Source organism: Aquimarina addita, assembly GCF_039539305.1.
GTDB classification, from domain to species: domain Bacteria; phylum Bacteroidota; class Bacteroidia; order Flavobacteriales; family Flavobacteriaceae; genus Aquimarina; species Aquimarina addita.
The window spans coordinates 224,507-239,978 of the sequence record NZ_BAABCW010000002.1 but is presented as its reverse complement, the minus strand read 5'-3'; the positions used below and the strand labels follow the sequence as shown (position 1 = coordinate 239,978).

Sequence of the window (15,472 nt, the reverse complement as noted above, 5' to 3'; positions counted from 1 at the left end):
TTTTGTTTTTATGGAAATTCAATTAAAAAATAACGCTACAGGGATTTTGGAAGAAACTAAGATAGAAGATGGCTTTTATATTCTTAAATTTCAAAATGAAACCGCTGAAAACCAAAGAATTATACGAGATATTGACAGTAACTATATTCAATTTCATTTTTGTTTAAAAGGGAATACCCAATTCAATTTTAACAATGGAAGTTATTCGTTACCATTACCAGAAGAAAAATCATTGTTACTTTACAATCCTCAGCGGGATCTTCCTATGAATTTGGAAATAGAAAAAGATTCTTGGTTAATTTCAATACTAATTTCTATAAAAAAATTCCATTCTTTGTTTTCTAAAGAGGCAGATTATATTCCTTTTTTGGGAGAAGGTAATCGAGATAAAAAGTATTATACAGATACAGATCTATCTCCTTCTATGACTGTAGTTTTAAATCAAATAATAAATTACAATCTCCATAAATCGATAAAACTCTTGTATTTTAAAGGAAAAGCTTATGAATTGTTAAGCCTGTATTTTAATCGACCCGAAGATGCGGATACAGAACAATGTCCGTTTTTGGTAGACGAGGAAAATGTACTTAAAATAAAAAAAGCCAAAGAGATTATCATTGCGAAAATGGCAGAGCCTCCTACTTTACAACAGTTATCAAAGGAAATTGGACTTCCTCTTAATAAATTAAAAGATGGTTTCAAACAAATCTATGGCGAACCAGTATATGCATTCCTATTTGATTATAAGATGGAAGTTGCACGACAATTACTAGCAACAGGAGGTCATAATGTCAATGAAGTAGGGTTAAAAGTAGGATATAGCACCGCAAGTCACTTTATAACCGCATTTAAAAAGAAATTCGGAACTACTCCAAAAAAATATGTAATGAATCTCAGTTAATTACTATCTGGTATTCCTTCTCCTTTTTGTAGAGAAACGATAGAGTCATACATTCCTGTATCTTCATCAGAGGCATCACCTAATACCGATGCAAACTCAAAATGTTCTAATAGTTCTAAAATAAAAGATAGCTTGTCATCTTTGACATCCACGATAATACGTTTCATAATCAATGCTTTTTTGTTCTTTATAAAAATACTACAATTTAAAAAAACAAGCTTCTGAAATTGGAATATTTTGAACTTTTTAACGGAATCATAATTTCTTGTGAGCATACATTCATACTAAACGAAATGAAGTGTAAAACTCTCAAGTTTGCATTTTTGATAGTAGTATCAATAAGTCTTATTGTTTTTTTAACTTCGTTTTTTCATATAGTTCGTATTTTTACTTTCTGAAAAAGAAATTTTATGAATAAAGGCGTACTCCTTGTGAACCTTGGATCTCCAGATAGTACTGATCCTAAAGATGTAAAAAAATACTTAGGCGAATTTTTAATGGATCCCAGAGTAATTGATGTTCCGCTTTGGGCAAGAACATTATTAGTCAAAGGTATTATACTAAATACCAGACCTAAAAAATCTGCAGCTGCATATAAAAAAATTTGGTGGGATGAAGGGTCTCCTCTTATCGTACTTTCTGAACGTTTACAGAAAAAAGTAGCCGATCGCACTCCTATTCACGTAGGTCTTGCGATGCGATATGGAGCTATGAGTATCAAAGAAGGATTACAAAAAATGCACGATAAAGGTATTAATGAAGTCCTGATTATACCGCTATATCCACAGTTCGCTATGGCAACTACCGAAACTATTTTGGTTTTAGCAGAAGAACTCCGTAAAGAGCATTTTCCAAATATGACCTTATCAGATATTCCTGCTTTTTATAATAAAGAAGCTTATATCAATGTACTGTCTAAAAGTATCCAGGAACATATAGAAAATTTAGATTATGAACATCTTCTATTTTCTTATCATGGGGTGCCCGAAAGACATATTAGAAAGAGTGATGTTAGCAATGGAAATTGTAAAATGGACGGAAAGTGCTGCTTTAAAAAGGGCGCAGTACAACACGAATTCTGTTATCGCCATCAATGTGAACTAACTACCGTACAGGTTGCTAAAAAACTAGGACTAAAAAACGGAACCTATTCTACCACTTTTCAATCCAGATTAGGATTTGATCCTTGGCTACAACCCTATACAGACAGGACCATTGAACGAATGGGAAAGGAAGGTATTAAAAAAATGGCAATTGTTACTCCTGCTTTCGTTTCTGATTGTTTGGAAACCCTAGAAGAAATAGCTATGGAAGGTGAAGAAATTTTTCACGAAGTAGGTGGTGAAGAATTTACCACCATTCCCTGCATTAATGACAGAGATGACTGGGCAGATGTATTAGCTACCTGGATAAAAGAATGGGCTGCCGTTGAAACTACAGTAGTATAATGGCTAAAATTAGCTCTGAAGCTCTAGGAACGCAGCCTATCAGTAAATTACTTATACAGCAAGCAGTTCCGGCTTCTATTGGCATTCTGGTGATGTCACTTAATATGATTGTGGACACCATCTTTCTGGGTCGCTGGATTGGACCATTAGCAATCTCTGCTATAACTGTAGTAATTCCCGTTACCTTTTTTATTGGTGCTATTGGATTAGCTGTTGGTATAGGTGGGAGCTCTGTATTATCAAGAGCACTGGGAGCTAATGATCAGGATAAAGCACTTCGTGTTTTTGGAAATCAGGTTACACTTACCTTTTTGACCTCTGCACTACTTGCCAGTTTAGGATTAATCTTTCAGGATTATTTAATTGAGTTTTTTGGAGCAGATGACTCTTTCAAAGAATACGCATTAACATATTACCGCATTGTTTTATATGGCATTGTCATGCTTTCCTTATGTATGATGGGCAATACAGTTATCCGTGCAGAAGGACAACCTACGTTTGCTATGATTGCCATGATATTACCTGCAATTGGTAATATTTTTATGGATTATGTGTTAATAAATGTATTAGATTACGGAATGGAAGGAGCAGCATGGGCCACTTTCATAAGTTACGCTATTTGCTTTGGTTTTATCGCTTGGTTTTTTATTATAAAAAGCGAATTACGTCTCTCTTTTGAATGTTTTAAGCTTAAACAAAAAATTGTAAAAGAAATAAGCGGCCTCAGTTTTGTAACACTGGCAAGACAAGCAACTATTAGTGTACTTACAATACTGCTAAACAATGTACTGATTGATTACGGAGATGCTCTGGATGTTGCTTCCTATGGGATTATAAGTAGGATGTTAATGTTTGCTTTATTTCCTGTGATCGGAATCAATCAGGGTTTTATGCCAATCGCAGGGTATAATTATGGAGCCAATAAATATGAACGCGTTCGTGAAACTATCAATACCTCGATTAAATATGGTGGTATACTCGCTGTTGTGATATTTACAGTCATCATGATATTTCCCGAGAGTTTTGTATCACTTTTTGTGAGTAGTAAAGAATCACTAGATGCTAAAACTCTGGCAGACAATGCAGAGATCTTAAAGCGGACTCCATCTGCATTGCGTCTGGTATTTTTAGCCACACCTGTAATTATTGTGCAACTCATAGGATCTGCCTACTTTCAGGCAATTGGAAAAGCGATCCCAGCATTATTATTAAGCCTCACTAAACAGGGATTCTTTTTAATTCCATTGATCTTAATTTTACCTCCATTTTTTGGAGTACTAGGTATATGGATTGCATTCCCAATAGCAGATGTACTTTCTACAATACTTACCGGATATTACCTCAATAAGGAAATAAAAAATAATCTAACAAAACCTGATGGTTTTATTTCATCCTGACATTTCTTTATATCATTCTTTTAAGATGACCTTAAGGCTTAAAAACAGAAACACGACTAAGTGTTAGGTTAAAATTACGTGAAATTCTTTTGCAATAGTAATTATTTGTAGATTTTAGTAGGATCCTAAATGTATTGTTATTACAATTTAGGCACTTATCTACTATACTAACGAACTCAACTTATATGCGCATGCCATTTAATAAGATTACGCTTGTTACGCTTTATATTCTTTTTAGCTTTTCATCAGTTAGTTCTCAAACATACGATCAGAAACTGTATGATGCTATAGAATATCGTTTAATCGGACCCTTTAGAGGCGGAAGAAGTGCTGCTGTAACTGGAGTTCCAGATAAACCGAATCTATTTTACTTTGGCGCGACCGGTGGTGGAGTATGGAAAACTACAGATGGTGGTCGTAGCTGGGAGAATATTTCTGATGGTTTTTTTGGTGGATCCGTTGGTGCTATATCAGTGGCTAAAAGTGATCCTAATGTCATCTATGTAGGTGGTGGAGAGAAAACACTACGTGGTAATGTATCCTCAGGATATGGGGTATGGAAAAGTGTAGATGCAGGAAAAACGTGGAGTCAATCAGGTTTGCCTAAAAGCAGGCATATTCCAAGAATTTCTATTCACCCAACCAATCCGGATATTGTATATGCAGGTGTATTAGGTAATATTTATAAGCCCACTCAAGATCGTGGTGTCTACAAAAGTATAGATGGAGGAAAAACATGGAAGCAAATATTATTTGCTAATCAGGATGCTGGTGCTGTAGATCTAACACTAGATCCCAATAATCCACGAATTATATATGCCTCTACCTGGAATGCCAGAAGGACTCCTTACAGTTTAAGCTCTGGAGGAAAAGGTTCTGCCCTGTGGAAAAGTACGGACAGTGGTAATACCTGGAAAGAAATTTCAAAAAATAAAGGTTTTGCTAAAGATACTTTAGGTATTATTGGTGTAACAATATCACCTGTAGACAGTGAACGGATATGGGCAATTGTAGAAAATAAAGAAAAAGGTGGTATTTATAGAAGTGAAGATGGTGGTGCAACCTGGGATTATATTAACAGTGATCGAAGTCTGCGACAACGTGCTTGGTACTACTCCCGAATATATGCAGATCCCAAAGATAAAGATGTAATATATGTAGTCAATGTATCCTATCATAAAAGTAAGGATGGCGGTAAAAACTTTAGCAGTTTTAATGCACCCCATGGAGATCATCATGATCTCTGGATCGCTCCTGAAAACCCTAAACGAATAATTATAGGAGATGATGGTGGAGCTCAAATTACTTATGATGGTGGAATAACCTGGAGCACCTATCATAACCAGCCCACTTCACAGTTCTATCGCGTAACCACTGATACTAGTTTTCCTTATAAAATTTACGCAGCACAACAAGACAATTCTACAATAAGAATTAATCATAGGAGTACAGGTTCAAATATATCAGAGAATGACTGGGAAAAAACAGCTGGTGGAGAATCAGCTCATATTGCTGTAGACCCAAAAAATAACAATATTGTCTATGGTGGAAGCTATGATGGCTTCTTGACTCGAGTTAATCATACAACTGAAACAGTAAGATCTATAAGCGTCTGGCCAGATAATCCTATGGGTCATGGCGCAGAAGATATGAAATATCGCTTTCAATGGAATTTCCCCGTTTTATTTTCAAAACATAATCCAAATAAACTTTATACGTTCTCTAATCAAGTTCACGTAACAGAAAATGAAGGTCAAAGCTGGCAAATCATTAGCCCTGATCTCACACGAAATGACCCTGATAAACTCAAATCTTCTGGTGGCCCTATTACGCAGGATAACACATCTGTAGAGTATTACTGCACTATATTTGCTGCTGCAGAAAGTCCTGTAACAGAAGGAGTATTATGGACTGGTAGTGATGATGGACTGGTTCATCTTACCAGAGATGGCGGTACAACCTGGGATAACGTGACTCCAAAAGGAATGCCTGAATGGATGATGATCAATAGTATTGAGCCCAGTAGTTTTGATGATGGAACCTGTTATATAGCTGGAACCCGATATAAATCCGGTGATTTTGCTCCATATCTTTACAGAACTACAGATTATGGAAAATCCTGGATAAAAATTACAACAGGAATAGATGAAGAACACTTTACCAGAGTACTTCGGGCTGATCCTAAACGAAAAGGGTTACTTTATGCAGGAACAGAAACCGGAATGTACATTTCTTTTAACGACGGAAAAGATTGGAAGCCATTTCAATTGAATCTTCCTATTGTTCCAATTACCGATTTAGTAATAAAAGACAACAACCTTATTGTGGCAACACAAGGCAGAAGTTTATGGATAATCGATGATCTCACCGTATTACATCAGTTAAATAGCAATTCAAAAAATCAGAAAAATATATTATTTAAGCCAAAACCAACATTTCGCATGCAAGGTAAGAGTACTAAAGACTCTAAAACTACAGGTACAAATCATCCAGCTGGGGTGATGACCTATTTTTATTTGCAAAATTTTGATAAAGAAAAAGACACAATATCCTTAACTTATTTAAATCAAAAAAACGATACTATAAAATCCTTTAGTACAGCTGCAAAAGAAAAAAAAGACACCTTAAAAAATATTGCAAAAGGAGCAAATCAATTTAACTGGAATATGCGAGGGGATGGTGCAGAAAAACTAGAAGGAATGATTCTATGGTGGGCAAATCTGGATGGTCCCAAAGCAGTTCCCGGAACTTATACTGCAAGTCTGAATGTAAATGGAAAGGAACAAAATCAATCCTTTACCATCCTTGCAGATCCCAGAGCGGAAGCAAACCAACAACAGATGCAATCACAATTTGATTTTATAACTGATGTTAATAAAACAGTAGATAAAGCACATCAATCAATTAAGAAAATTAGAAATCTAACCACTCAACTCGAATCATTTGAGAAGCAATATAAAAGCAATAGTAAGACATCAGAACTAGTAAAGAAAGCTTCAGAATTGCAAAAAGAACTTAAAGAGATAGAAAAAGCGCTTTATCAAACTAAAAATAAGAGTCGACAAGACCCTCTTAACTTTCCAATTAAACTAACAAATAAATTAGGACACTTAAACTCGTTGGTTGGAATGGGAGATTTTGGACCAACTGATCAGGATATTGCTGTAAAAGAAGAGTTAACCAAACAAATTGAAGAGCAATTAAAAACATTTGACACTTTAATCTCAGAAAAAATTAAACGTTTTAATACAGAATTTAACGCCTTACAATTAAATTATTTATTTATAGAAGAGTAATGACCCAAAAAGAAGAATCAAGAAACCTAATTTTGGTGTAATAATCTTATTTTCGCTTTACCTTGTTCGACATAACAATAGGTGATAATTTTTTTATTTTTGAATTTATAATAATTCTGTTATTCTAATAGTGGTTAAAAGATTCTATAGTACTATTGACTCTAGGCTAAATATCATAAAAAGTCCTTTACTATAATAATGGATGTAACATTACTAAATTAATAATGCAAGCATATTACGACTATATAAAATCCCTACACCTCATCTTTGTAATCACATGGTTTGCGGGATTATTTTATATCCCCAGATTATTTGTGTATCAAATAGAAGCATCCCAAAAGCCTTCTCCTGATAAAGAGATTTTAGGAAAGCAATTAAAACTAATGGCTAAACGATTATGGTTTATCATTACATGGCCATCTGCTATATTAACTACAATTTTTGCAGCCTCACTCCTTATTCTAAGACCCGGAATACTAAACGATTCCTGGATGCACGTTAAATTAGGGTTTGTGCTATTGCTTTTCATCTATCACTTAAAAAGTCATCTTATATATAACCAATTACAACGCGATATTATCAGGTGGTCCTCTAATCAAATGAGAATATGGAACGAAGGTTCCACTATTATTTTGTTTGCCGTAATATTCCTTGTGATTGTGCGTGACGCTGTTAATTGGATTTACGGGGTTCTTAGTATTTTTTTACTTGGTGTTTTATTGATGTTAGGCATCAAATTATATAAAAGGATTCGGGATAAAAATCCAGATGCGTGACATCGCATGAATTTTCTTCCTAAAACATATACGATAAAAAATGATCAAACTATTTTGATCAGAGAAGCAACGCCTAACGATGCATTCACATTATTGCAATTGAAGCAAGAATATCTTAAAAAAACAAAGACATTACCATTATTTGATTATGAATACCCAAACAATACAGATCAAGAAAAGGAGATGATCAAAAAATATCAATTAGAGAAAAATAGTATCATTCTGGTAGCCGTTTCTGAAGACACCATGATTGGCAACATAGACCTTACAGGAAGCAGGAGAAAAAAAACAGCACACACCGCTATGATAGGTATGGGAATACATACAGAATGGCAAAACCAGGGTATTGGCACCTTATTACTTCAAAACGTATTAGACTGGGCAAAAGAAAATGAAATACTCAAAACGATTTGGTTAGAAGTTTATAATACCAATTCATTAGGTATTGCCTTATATCAAAAAATGGGGTTTGAATCACAAGGTTTGATTCCTGATTTCTTTTTTGAAAATAACTCATATATCGATAAAATTATTATGAGTAGAGCTGTATAATATAAATCGATATTTTCTTTTTAATAGTTATATAATTCCTTTTATATTTTAGCATTTTCGTAATTCCTGCCATGAGTCTTAATTTATACTTTTATTCTAAACTGGCAATATAAAAGACTACGCTAGCATTCTTATAGTATCACAATACACAGAACTAGTTAAGCAAAATAGTGATCTTTTGAAATAAATAGTTAAAGATAAAGCTGAAAATTAAAAAAAGCTTACCTCACTACTTTTATGTATCTTCGTGTAATTTTTTAATCGAGTACTGATATAAGCATATGATCAAATCCATGACAGGTTTTGGGAAATCCATCCTTCAACTACCTACAAAAAAAATTACTATAGAGGTAAAATCTTTGAATAGTAAAAACCTAGACCTCAATGCCAGAATACCATCTCAATATCGCGAGAAGGAGCTGGAAATGAGACGAACAATTGCTAAGACATTAGAAAGAGGAAAAGTGGATTTTAGTTTATATGTAGAAGTAACTGCAGATGAGAATTCTACTAGAATCAATCAAGAAATAGTAACGGATTATATTAAACAATTAAATGCGATTCATCCCAGTTCTAATACATTAGAATTGATGAAAATGGCGGTAAAAATGCCAGATGCACTAAAAACAGTGCGTGCAGAAGTTGATATTACAGAATTCGAAGCAATAAAAAAAGGATTATCAGAAGCACTACAAGGGATCGAAAGCTACAGAACCGATGAAGGCAAGGCTCTGGAAAAAGATCTTACGATACGAATTGACAATATTGCTAGTTTACTAGAAAAAGTGATTGAAATTGATCACGAACGTATTGAAGTCGTTAAAGATAGACTCCGTAAGGCTGTTTCTGAATTGAAAGAACAAGTAGACGAAAACCGTTTTGAACAAGAATTGGTGTATTATCTGGAAAAATTTGATATTACAGAAGAAAAAGTACGTCTTGCTAATCACATTGAGTATTTTATGACTACGTTAAATACGAAAGATTCTAATGGTAAAAAATTAGGATTTATTACTCAGGAAATAGGACGTGAAATTAATACTATTGGTAGTAAATCCAATCACGCACCAATGCAACAATTGGTAGTACAGATGAAAGATGAATTAGAGAAAATTAAAGAGCAATTACTTAATATCTTATAGAAAGTAAATTATACATTAAATCCAACATTCTGGTAAAATTTATGTAGATGAAACAAGGAAAACTTATTGTGCTTTCTGCCCCATCCGGTAGCGGTAAAACAACGTTAGTTAAATACTTATTACACGAGGAAGTTTTAAATCTTGATTTCTCTATCTCTGCCGCTTCCAGAGAACCACGTGGAGGAGAGATTCATGGAAAAGATTATTATTTTCTTTCGCTTAGAGAATTCAAAGATAAAATTAAGGCCGATGAATTTCTTGAATGGGAAGAAGTGTATCGTGACAATTTTTACGGCACTTTAAAAACCGAAGTACAACGTATCTGGGATCAGGGGAAACATGTCATTTTTGACATCGATGTAGTAGGTGGGTTAGATATTAAAAGAATATATCCAGACCGAACGCTTGCTATTTTTGTAAAACCTCCTAGTATCGAAGAATTAAAAATCAGATTAAAAAAGCGTAAAACCGAGTCAGAGGACAAGATTAACATGCGTGTTGCAAAGGCTTCAACAGAATTAGCTACTGCGCCGCAGTTTGATGCAATCGTAACCAATGATGATCTCGAAAAGGCAAAAGCAGAAGTATTACAACTAGTGAAAAAATTTATAGTAGGATAAAACTTATAGAGAAATGAATTTATAATTCTGTTCTAAATTCATTAAAATTAAGTAACAGATACATAATATTAGCCTTCATAAAAAAGACCAGTTTATATAATAGATAAAGAAAATTATTCCATGAAAAAAATAGGACTCTATTTTGGAACATTTAACCCTATTCATACAGGCCATTTAGCTATCGCTAATTACATGGCAGAATATTCTGATCTGGACCAAATATGGATGGTAGTGACACCTCATAATCCATTCAAAAAGAAAAGTTCTTTACTCAATAACAATCACCGATTCGAAATGGTGTATCGGGCTACAGAATCATATCCTAAACTTTCACCAAGTGATATAGAGTTTACCTTACCTCAACCTAACTATACTGTACATACACTGGCACATCTTCTTGATAAATATCCTAATCATCAATTTAGTTTGATTATGGGAGAAGATAATTTGAAGAGCCTTCATAAGTGGAAAAACTATGAAGTAATTCTAGAAAATCATCATATCTATGTATATCCCAGAATAACACAAGGGATTGTAGAAGCACAGTTCTTATCAAACCCCAACATTCATAAAATTAACGCTCCCATTATGGAGATTTCCTCTACTTTTATCCGTAAAGCAATTGCAGAAGATAAAAATGTGAGACCCTTACTACCAGAAACAGTATGGAGCTATATTGATGAAATGAATTTTTACAAATCTTAAGTCAAACCATAATATAAACCTTATAAGTCTCCTTCTGAAAGGAGACCTTTTGAGCCTTTTCTTTTACAAAAAGGACTTGAATACGGATACTTTTTTAGATTTAATTATACTAACTGACATTTTGTTATTTCCCAGGAAAATCAGCTTTTCTCTTTTCTAAAAAAGCAGTGGTTCCTTCTTTAAAATCTTCTGTTCCAAAACAATTACCAAATTCGGTTATCTCTGTTAAATATCCATTGACACCATCTTCATAGCCAGCATTAATTGCTTTAATTGCAGAACCAATAGCAATAGAAGAATTGTTTATAATTTTACTTGCTAACTTCTCTGCTAAAGGTAATAATGCTGCCTGATTCACCACATGATTTACTAGTCCATAAGATAGTGCCTGATCTGCATCAATCATTCCTGCAGTCATAATCATTTCCATTGCTCTCCCCTTACCTACCAATTGTGGTAAACGTTGCGTTCCTCCATATCCGGGAATCACTCCTAATGATACTTCTGGCAAGCCCATTTTAGCATTTGTACTTGCAATCCTAAAGTGTGCTGCCATTGCTAATTCTAACCCACCACCCAGAGCAAACCCATTAATGGCTGCGATCACAGGAGTTGATAAGTTGGCTATAAAATCAAAAAGTAATTGCTGCCCTTTGGCTGCTAATTGACCACCTTGATCTACAGAAAAATTAGCAAATTCACTAATGTCGGCACCTGCGACAAAGGCTTTCTCTCCGCTTCCTGTCAGGATAATCACAGTAGTAGATGTATCATTATCTGATGCTTTAAAGGCTTCATGTAATTCTTCAATAGTTTCTTTGTTAAGAGCATTTAACTTCGATGGACGATTAATAGTAATCGTTGTAATCGAATTCTGTTTAGAAATCAAGATGTTTGTATACATACTATTATATTTTTGTGTGTGATCTGTTTTTAAATAATTCTAATCCGTTTTGATATAAATTTAATGGCTTTACGTCGTTTTTCTATTAACCATATTATTGAGCAAGACGGAGGTTATATATCTCTTTCAAAATATAAATAAAAATACATTCCCATTCCAAAATCTTCTACATCAGTAGATACTAATCTCCATCCCTCCTGAGCATATAAATTTAGTTTTTCTTGTATATCCTTAGATGAAGATTTTAAAATATGCTCTTTATCAAACGTTATTTTTGTATAATAAATTAACGACTCTAGTTTGTATTCTTTCATACTTACTTATTTTTTAGGAAATTTTACTTTAAAAACTGTTCCTTTATCTTTTAATGAGGTAAATGTAATGGTTCCTTTAAAATTTTCTACAATACTTTTTACCATTCCTAAGCCTAATCCCATTCCACTATTTTTAGTGGTAAATTTAGGCTCAAATATCTTCTTTTTATAATCTTCTTCGATTCCTATACCGTTATCAGCAATTGTGATAACCACTTCTTCATTTTCTACAAATACATTGACTACAATCTTTGGTGTTCTATCGTCTGGTATAGCTTGCTTGGCATTCTTCACTAAATTAGTGACCACACGTATCAACTGTGTTCTATCAAACTCCGCAATAATCTGTTCGTTTTCTGAAGGAAAAATAATATAATCTTCATTAAAAATATCTAATGCCAATCCTACGATGTTTACAACGTCTAATGTTTCATTTTTTTGTGCAGGCATTTGTGCAAAATTAGAAAAAGCAGACGCTATGGCGCTCATAGTATCTATTTGCTGTATTAATGTATCGCTATACTCTTTTACCTTTTGTTGAATAGAAGGATCTTCGGGGTCAAATTTACGTTCAAAACTCTGAACGGTCAATCGCATCGGAGTCAACGGATTTTTAATCTCATGAGCCACCTGTTTTGCCATTTCTCTCCACGCTGCTTCTCTCTCATTTTTTGCCAGCTTTACTGCACTTTCTTCTAATTCATCAATCATACTATTATATGCAGTGACCAGCGTGTATATCTCCTGTCCTATATTTTCTGTTTCGATACGTTTATTTCTTTTATTCAAACGGGTTTGATCAATAGTATCCGAAATAGTTTTCAAAGATCGAGTGATATATTTTGACAAAAAGTAAGCAATGATAATTGCCATAATCAACATCAATAGATAAACTTGCCCAAGCCTCTTTAAAAACTCTACTAATTCTCTGGTAATAAAATTATCATCCTCCAGATAGGGTAAGTTTAATATTGCCAATGGTTTTGCTTTATCATCTTCTATATAAGTGTAAGACGACAAAAACTTCTCCCCACCTTTCTCTGATTCGATTAGGTATCTTTTTTTATATCTCTTTTCTAAAGTATCAATAATAACAGGATTCAGTTGCCTGTTAATAGTATCATTCACGAAATTTTCTTCTGATTTTAATAATAATTCCCCCGACAAGTCATAAATATTAATGGGCAAAGAATGTTCCTGAGATATCTGGTAAATTCTTTCTCGTTCCTTAAAAATTAAGGTAATATTTTCCTCGTTTACAGGATATGTAGTACTTCTGAGTGCATTATCAATAGCAATCTGTATACGTTGTTCTTTTCTTTCTAACCGCTGGCGATGATAATCCTCTGCCTCTTCTTTATATTGATAGATAGTAACCGCCGCAATCAAAATGGACGCTATAAACACTAAAAATGTCATCGAAATAAATATCCGTGTTCTAAGAGAGAGATTGGTGAGATTCATAGTATACTTTGAAATGTAAATATAACAAATATCACACCAATACTATCGTGTCAAAAACCTTGTTAATGAACTATCTCTGCTCTAGGGCAAGAGGTATCAGAAACAAGATCGCTCTGTTACAAGAACCTGGAAACAAGACTGTACTCACTTTTATCTTGCTTCTAAGCACTACACCCAAGGAGAATTCTATTGAATAAACCAACTATATGTCTGTTTATACTGAATTCATTACATTTACCTAGTTTTGAACCTATGGATACTACCACACTACTTTCTGTTAAAAATCTAAGCGTTTCTTTTTCTTCTGAAAATAAAGAGAATCAAGTATTACATAATATCTCAATTGCTATGGCTCCTAATGAAATTTTGGGAGTGGTAGGTGAATCAGGAAGCGGAAAATCGGTTACCTCATTAGCAATTATGGGATTATTACCAAAAAATGTAACTACAATTAATAGTGGTTCCATTCAATATGATGGTCGTTCTTTGTTAAATATGGATGCTAAAGAATTAAGAGCTATTCGTGGAAATGAAATCGCCATGATTTTTCAGGAACCCATGAGCTCATTAAATCCATCTATGAAATGTGGAAAACAAGTAATTGAAATCATTTTACAGCATACTAAACTATCAAAATCTGAAGCAAAATCCGAAGTACTTTCATTATTTAAAAAAGTACAACTGCACGATATAGAACGTGCATATAACTCATATCCTCATCAATTAAGCGGAGGTCAAAAGCAACGAATTATGATTGCTATGGCAATTGCTTGTAAACCTAAGTTACTGATAGCAGATGAACCCACTACTGCTCTGGATGTAACGGTACAAAAAGAAATTGTTGCTTTACTAAAACAATTACAACAAGAATATAAAATGAGTATTCTGTTTATCTCACATGATTTATCCTTAGTTTCTGAAATTGCAGATAAAGTAGTTGTAATGTTTAAGGGGAAAATTGTAGAATATGGCTCTAAAAATCAAATTTTTGAATCTCCAAAACAAGAATACACTAAAGCCTTAATTTATGCCAGACCCTCACTCGATGTTAGATTAAAAAAATTACCAACGATACAGGATTACCTAAGTCATCAGGAAAAAGAAACAGAAGTTGTAACACAAGAACAGCGAAACACGCATCATAAAAAATTATATAGTGCTCCGGCTTTACTGGAAGTCCGAAATGTAGAAAAATTTTTTTTATCAAAAGTAGGGTTATTTGGTAAAAAAGAATTTAAAGCAGTGGATGATGTAAGTTTTAAATTATATGAAGGAGAAACTCTGGGTCTGGTAGGAGAGTCTGGATGTGGTAAATCTACACTAGGAAATACAATTTTACAACTACAGAAAGCTAATCAGGGGGAAATCTTATATAAAGGGGAAGATATTACTAAATTATCATCGTCACAAATCAGAAAGTTAAGAAAAGAAATTCAGCTAATATTTCAGGATCCATTTGCCTCACTCAATCCCAGACTCACTGTAGGAAAAGCAATTATGGAGCCCATGAAAACACATAAGTTATTTGCAAACGACGCTGAACGAAAAGAAAAAACAATGGATCTCCTACATAGAGTAGGGCTCGATCCTGATTTTTTTAATAGATACCCACACGAGTTCAGTGGAGGGCAGCGTCAGCGAATAGGTATTGCCAGAACTATTGCACTAGAACCAAAATTGATAATTTGTGATGAATCCGTAAGTGCCTTAGACATTTCAGTTCAGGCACAAGTTCTCAATCTACTGAACGAACTCAAAGAAAATTTTGGCTTTACCTATATCTTTATTTCACATGATCTTGCGGTGGTAAAATATATGTCTGATCAACTATTGGTCATGAATAAAGGTAAAATCGAAGAACAAGGAGACGCTGATCAGATCTATCAAAACCCCCAGAAAGCTTATACTAAAAAATTGATTAATGCTATCCCAAAAGGAATATAAAATACTATA

The 15,472-nt window shown here is 33.8% G+C and carries 14 protein-coding genes; 10 read left to right on the top strand and 4 right to left on the bottom strand.

Features of this window, described 5'->3' with window-relative positions; genetic code table 11:
• The first annotated feature begins 10 nt into the window (after positions 1-10).
• Positions 11-901, top strand: a complete 891-nt coding sequence (locus tag ABD816_RS03705) for a helix-turn-helix transcriptional regulator (RefSeq protein ID WP_344924875.1) — start codon at positions 11-13, stop codon at positions 899-901.
• On the opposite strand, the gene ABD816_RS03700 is transcribed toward ABD816_RS03705, so the two are convergent.
• Positions 898-1,068 carry a hypothetical protein gene (locus ABD816_RS03700; protein ID WP_344924874.1) on the bottom strand — a complete coding sequence of 57 codons (171 nt, stop codon included), beginning with the start codon at positions 1,066-1,068 and terminating at the stop codon, positions 898-900. The genes ABD816_RS03705 and ABD816_RS03700 overlap by 4 nt on opposite strands.
• Before the next feature lie 243 nt (positions 1,069-1,311).
• Between ABD816_RS03700 and hemH the strand changes: the two genes are divergently transcribed.
• The 8 genes from hemH (at position 1,312) to nadD (ending at position 10,837) form a co-directional block, all read left to right on the top strand.
• Positions 1,312-2,349 (top strand): ferrochelatase, encoded by a 1,038-nt coding sequence (gene hemH / locus ABD816_RS03695; protein ID WP_344924873.1) that lies wholly within the window; start codon positions 1,312-1,314, stop codon positions 2,347-2,349.
• Positions 2,349-3,746, top strand: a complete 1,398-nt coding sequence (locus ABD816_RS03690; RefSeq protein WP_344924872.1) for an MATE family efflux transporter — start codon at positions 2,349-2,351, stop codon at positions 3,744-3,746. The genes hemH and ABD816_RS03690 overlap by 1 nt, the downstream gene beginning before the upstream one ends.
• 191 nt (positions 3,747-3,937) lie before the next feature.
• On the top strand, positions 3,938-7,042 hold the full coding sequence (locus tag ABD816_RS03685; protein WP_344924870.1) for a VPS10 domain-containing protein: 3,105 nt from the start codon (positions 3,938-3,940) through the stop codon (positions 7,040-7,042).
• A gap of 224 nt (positions 7,043-7,266) precedes the next feature.
• A complete protein-coding gene (locus ABD816_RS03680; RefSeq protein WP_344924868.1) occupies positions 7,267-7,818 on the top strand; it encodes a CopD family protein in 552 nt (183 codons plus the stop codon).
• A 6-nt stretch (positions 7,819-7,824) separates the two neighbouring features.
• Entirely contained in the window at positions 7,825-8,370 is a 546-nt protein-coding gene (locus ABD816_RS03675) for a GNAT family N-acetyltransferase (protein WP_344924866.1), read from the top strand.
• 281 nt (positions 8,371-8,651) lie between these two features.
• Positions 8,652-9,512 carry a YicC/YloC family endoribonuclease gene (locus ABD816_RS03670; RefSeq protein WP_344924864.1) on the top strand — a complete coding sequence of 287 codons (861 nt, stop codon included), beginning with the start codon at positions 8,652-8,654 and terminating at the stop codon, positions 9,510-9,512.
• A 47-nt stretch (positions 9,513-9,559) separates the two neighbouring features.
• Positions 9,560-10,132: a guanylate kinase gene (gmk, locus tag ABD816_RS03665; protein ID WP_344924862.1), complete on the top strand. Its 573-nt coding sequence runs from the start codon at positions 9,560-9,562 to the stop codon at positions 10,130-10,132.
• Positions 10,133-10,252: 120 nt separating this feature from the next.
• Entirely contained in the window at positions 10,253-10,837 is a 585-nt protein-coding gene (nadD, locus tag ABD816_RS03660; protein ID WP_344924861.1) for a nicotinate (nicotinamide) nucleotide adenylyltransferase, read from the top strand.
• A 124-nt stretch (positions 10,838-10,961) separates the two neighbouring features.
• Here the strand turns inward: nadD and ABD816_RS03655 are convergent, their stop codons facing one another.
• From ABD816_RS03655 to ABD816_RS03645, 3 genes are all read right to left on the bottom strand, one after another.
• Complete coding sequence (locus tag ABD816_RS03655) at positions 10,962-11,741, bottom strand: enoyl-CoA hydratase/isomerase family protein (protein ID WP_344924860.1); 780 nt, start codon at positions 11,739-11,741, stop codon at positions 10,962-10,964.
• Positions 11,742-11,854: 113 nt separating this feature from the next.
• A complete protein-coding gene (locus tag ABD816_RS03650; RefSeq protein ID WP_344924859.1) occupies positions 11,855-12,055 on the bottom strand; it encodes a DUF4177 domain-containing protein in 201 nt (66 codons plus the stop codon).
• Between the two features lie 6 nt (positions 12,056-12,061).
• A complete protein-coding gene (locus ABD816_RS03645; RefSeq protein ID WP_344924858.1) occupies positions 12,062-13,519 on the bottom strand; it encodes a sensor histidine kinase in 1,458 nt (485 codons plus the stop codon).
• 252 nt (positions 13,520-13,771) lie between these two features.
• On the opposite strand from ABD816_RS03645, the gene ABD816_RS03640 reads away from it, so the two are divergent.
• Entirely contained in the window at positions 13,772-15,463 is a 1,692-nt protein-coding gene (locus tag ABD816_RS03640; RefSeq protein WP_344924856.1) for an ABC transporter ATP-binding protein, read from the top strand.
• The last annotated feature ends 9 nt before the right edge of the window (positions 15,464-15,472 follow it).

Bases quoted from the DNA above. Each gene is read 5' to 3' on its own strand.
- ABD816_RS03705 (WP_344924875.1), top strand. From the start codon at position 11: ATGGAAATTCAATTAAAAAATAACGCTACAGGGATTTTGGAAGAAACT.
- ABD816_RS03700 (WP_344924874.1), bottom strand. From the start codon at position 1,068: ATGAAACGTATTATCGTGGATGTCAAAGATGACAAGCTATCTTTTATT.
- hemH (WP_344924873.1), top strand. From the start codon at position 1,312: ATGAATAAAGGCGTACTCCTTGTGAACCTTGGATCTCCAGATAGTACT.
- ABD816_RS03690 (WP_344924872.1), top strand. From the start codon at position 2,349: ATGGCTAAAATTAGCTCTGAAGCTCTAGGAACGCAGCCTATCAGTAAA.
- ABD816_RS03685 (WP_344924870.1), top strand. From the start codon at position 3,938: ATGCCATTTAATAAGATTACGCTTGTTACGCTTTATATTCTTTTTAGC.
- ABD816_RS03680 (WP_344924868.1), top strand. From the start codon at position 7,267: ATGCAAGCATATTACGACTATATAAAATCCCTACACCTCATCTTTGTA.
- ABD816_RS03675 (WP_344924866.1), top strand. From the start codon at position 7,825: ATGAATTTTCTTCCTAAAACATATACGATAAAAAATGATCAAACTATT.
- ABD816_RS03670 (WP_344924864.1), top strand. From the start codon at position 8,652: ATGATCAAATCCATGACAGGTTTTGGGAAATCCATCCTTCAACTACCT.
- gmk (WP_344924862.1), top strand. From the start codon at position 9,560: ATGAAACAAGGAAAACTTATTGTGCTTTCTGCCCCATCCGGTAGCGGT.
- nadD (WP_344924861.1), top strand. From the start codon at position 10,253: ATGAAAAAAATAGGACTCTATTTTGGAACATTTAACCCTATTCATACA.
- ABD816_RS03655 (WP_344924860.1), bottom strand. From the start codon at position 11,741: ATGTATACAAACATCTTGATTTCTAAACAGAATTCGATTACAACGATT.
- ABD816_RS03650 (WP_344924859.1), bottom strand. From the start codon at position 12,055: ATGAAAGAATACAAACTAGAGTCGTTAATTTATTATACAAAAATAACG.
- ABD816_RS03645 (WP_344924858.1), bottom strand. From the start codon at position 13,519: ATGAATCTCACCAATCTCTCTCTTAGAACACGGATATTTATTTCGATG.
- ABD816_RS03640 (WP_344924856.1), top strand. From the start codon at position 13,772: ATGGATACTACCACACTACTTTCTGTTAAAAATCTAAGCGTTTCTTTT.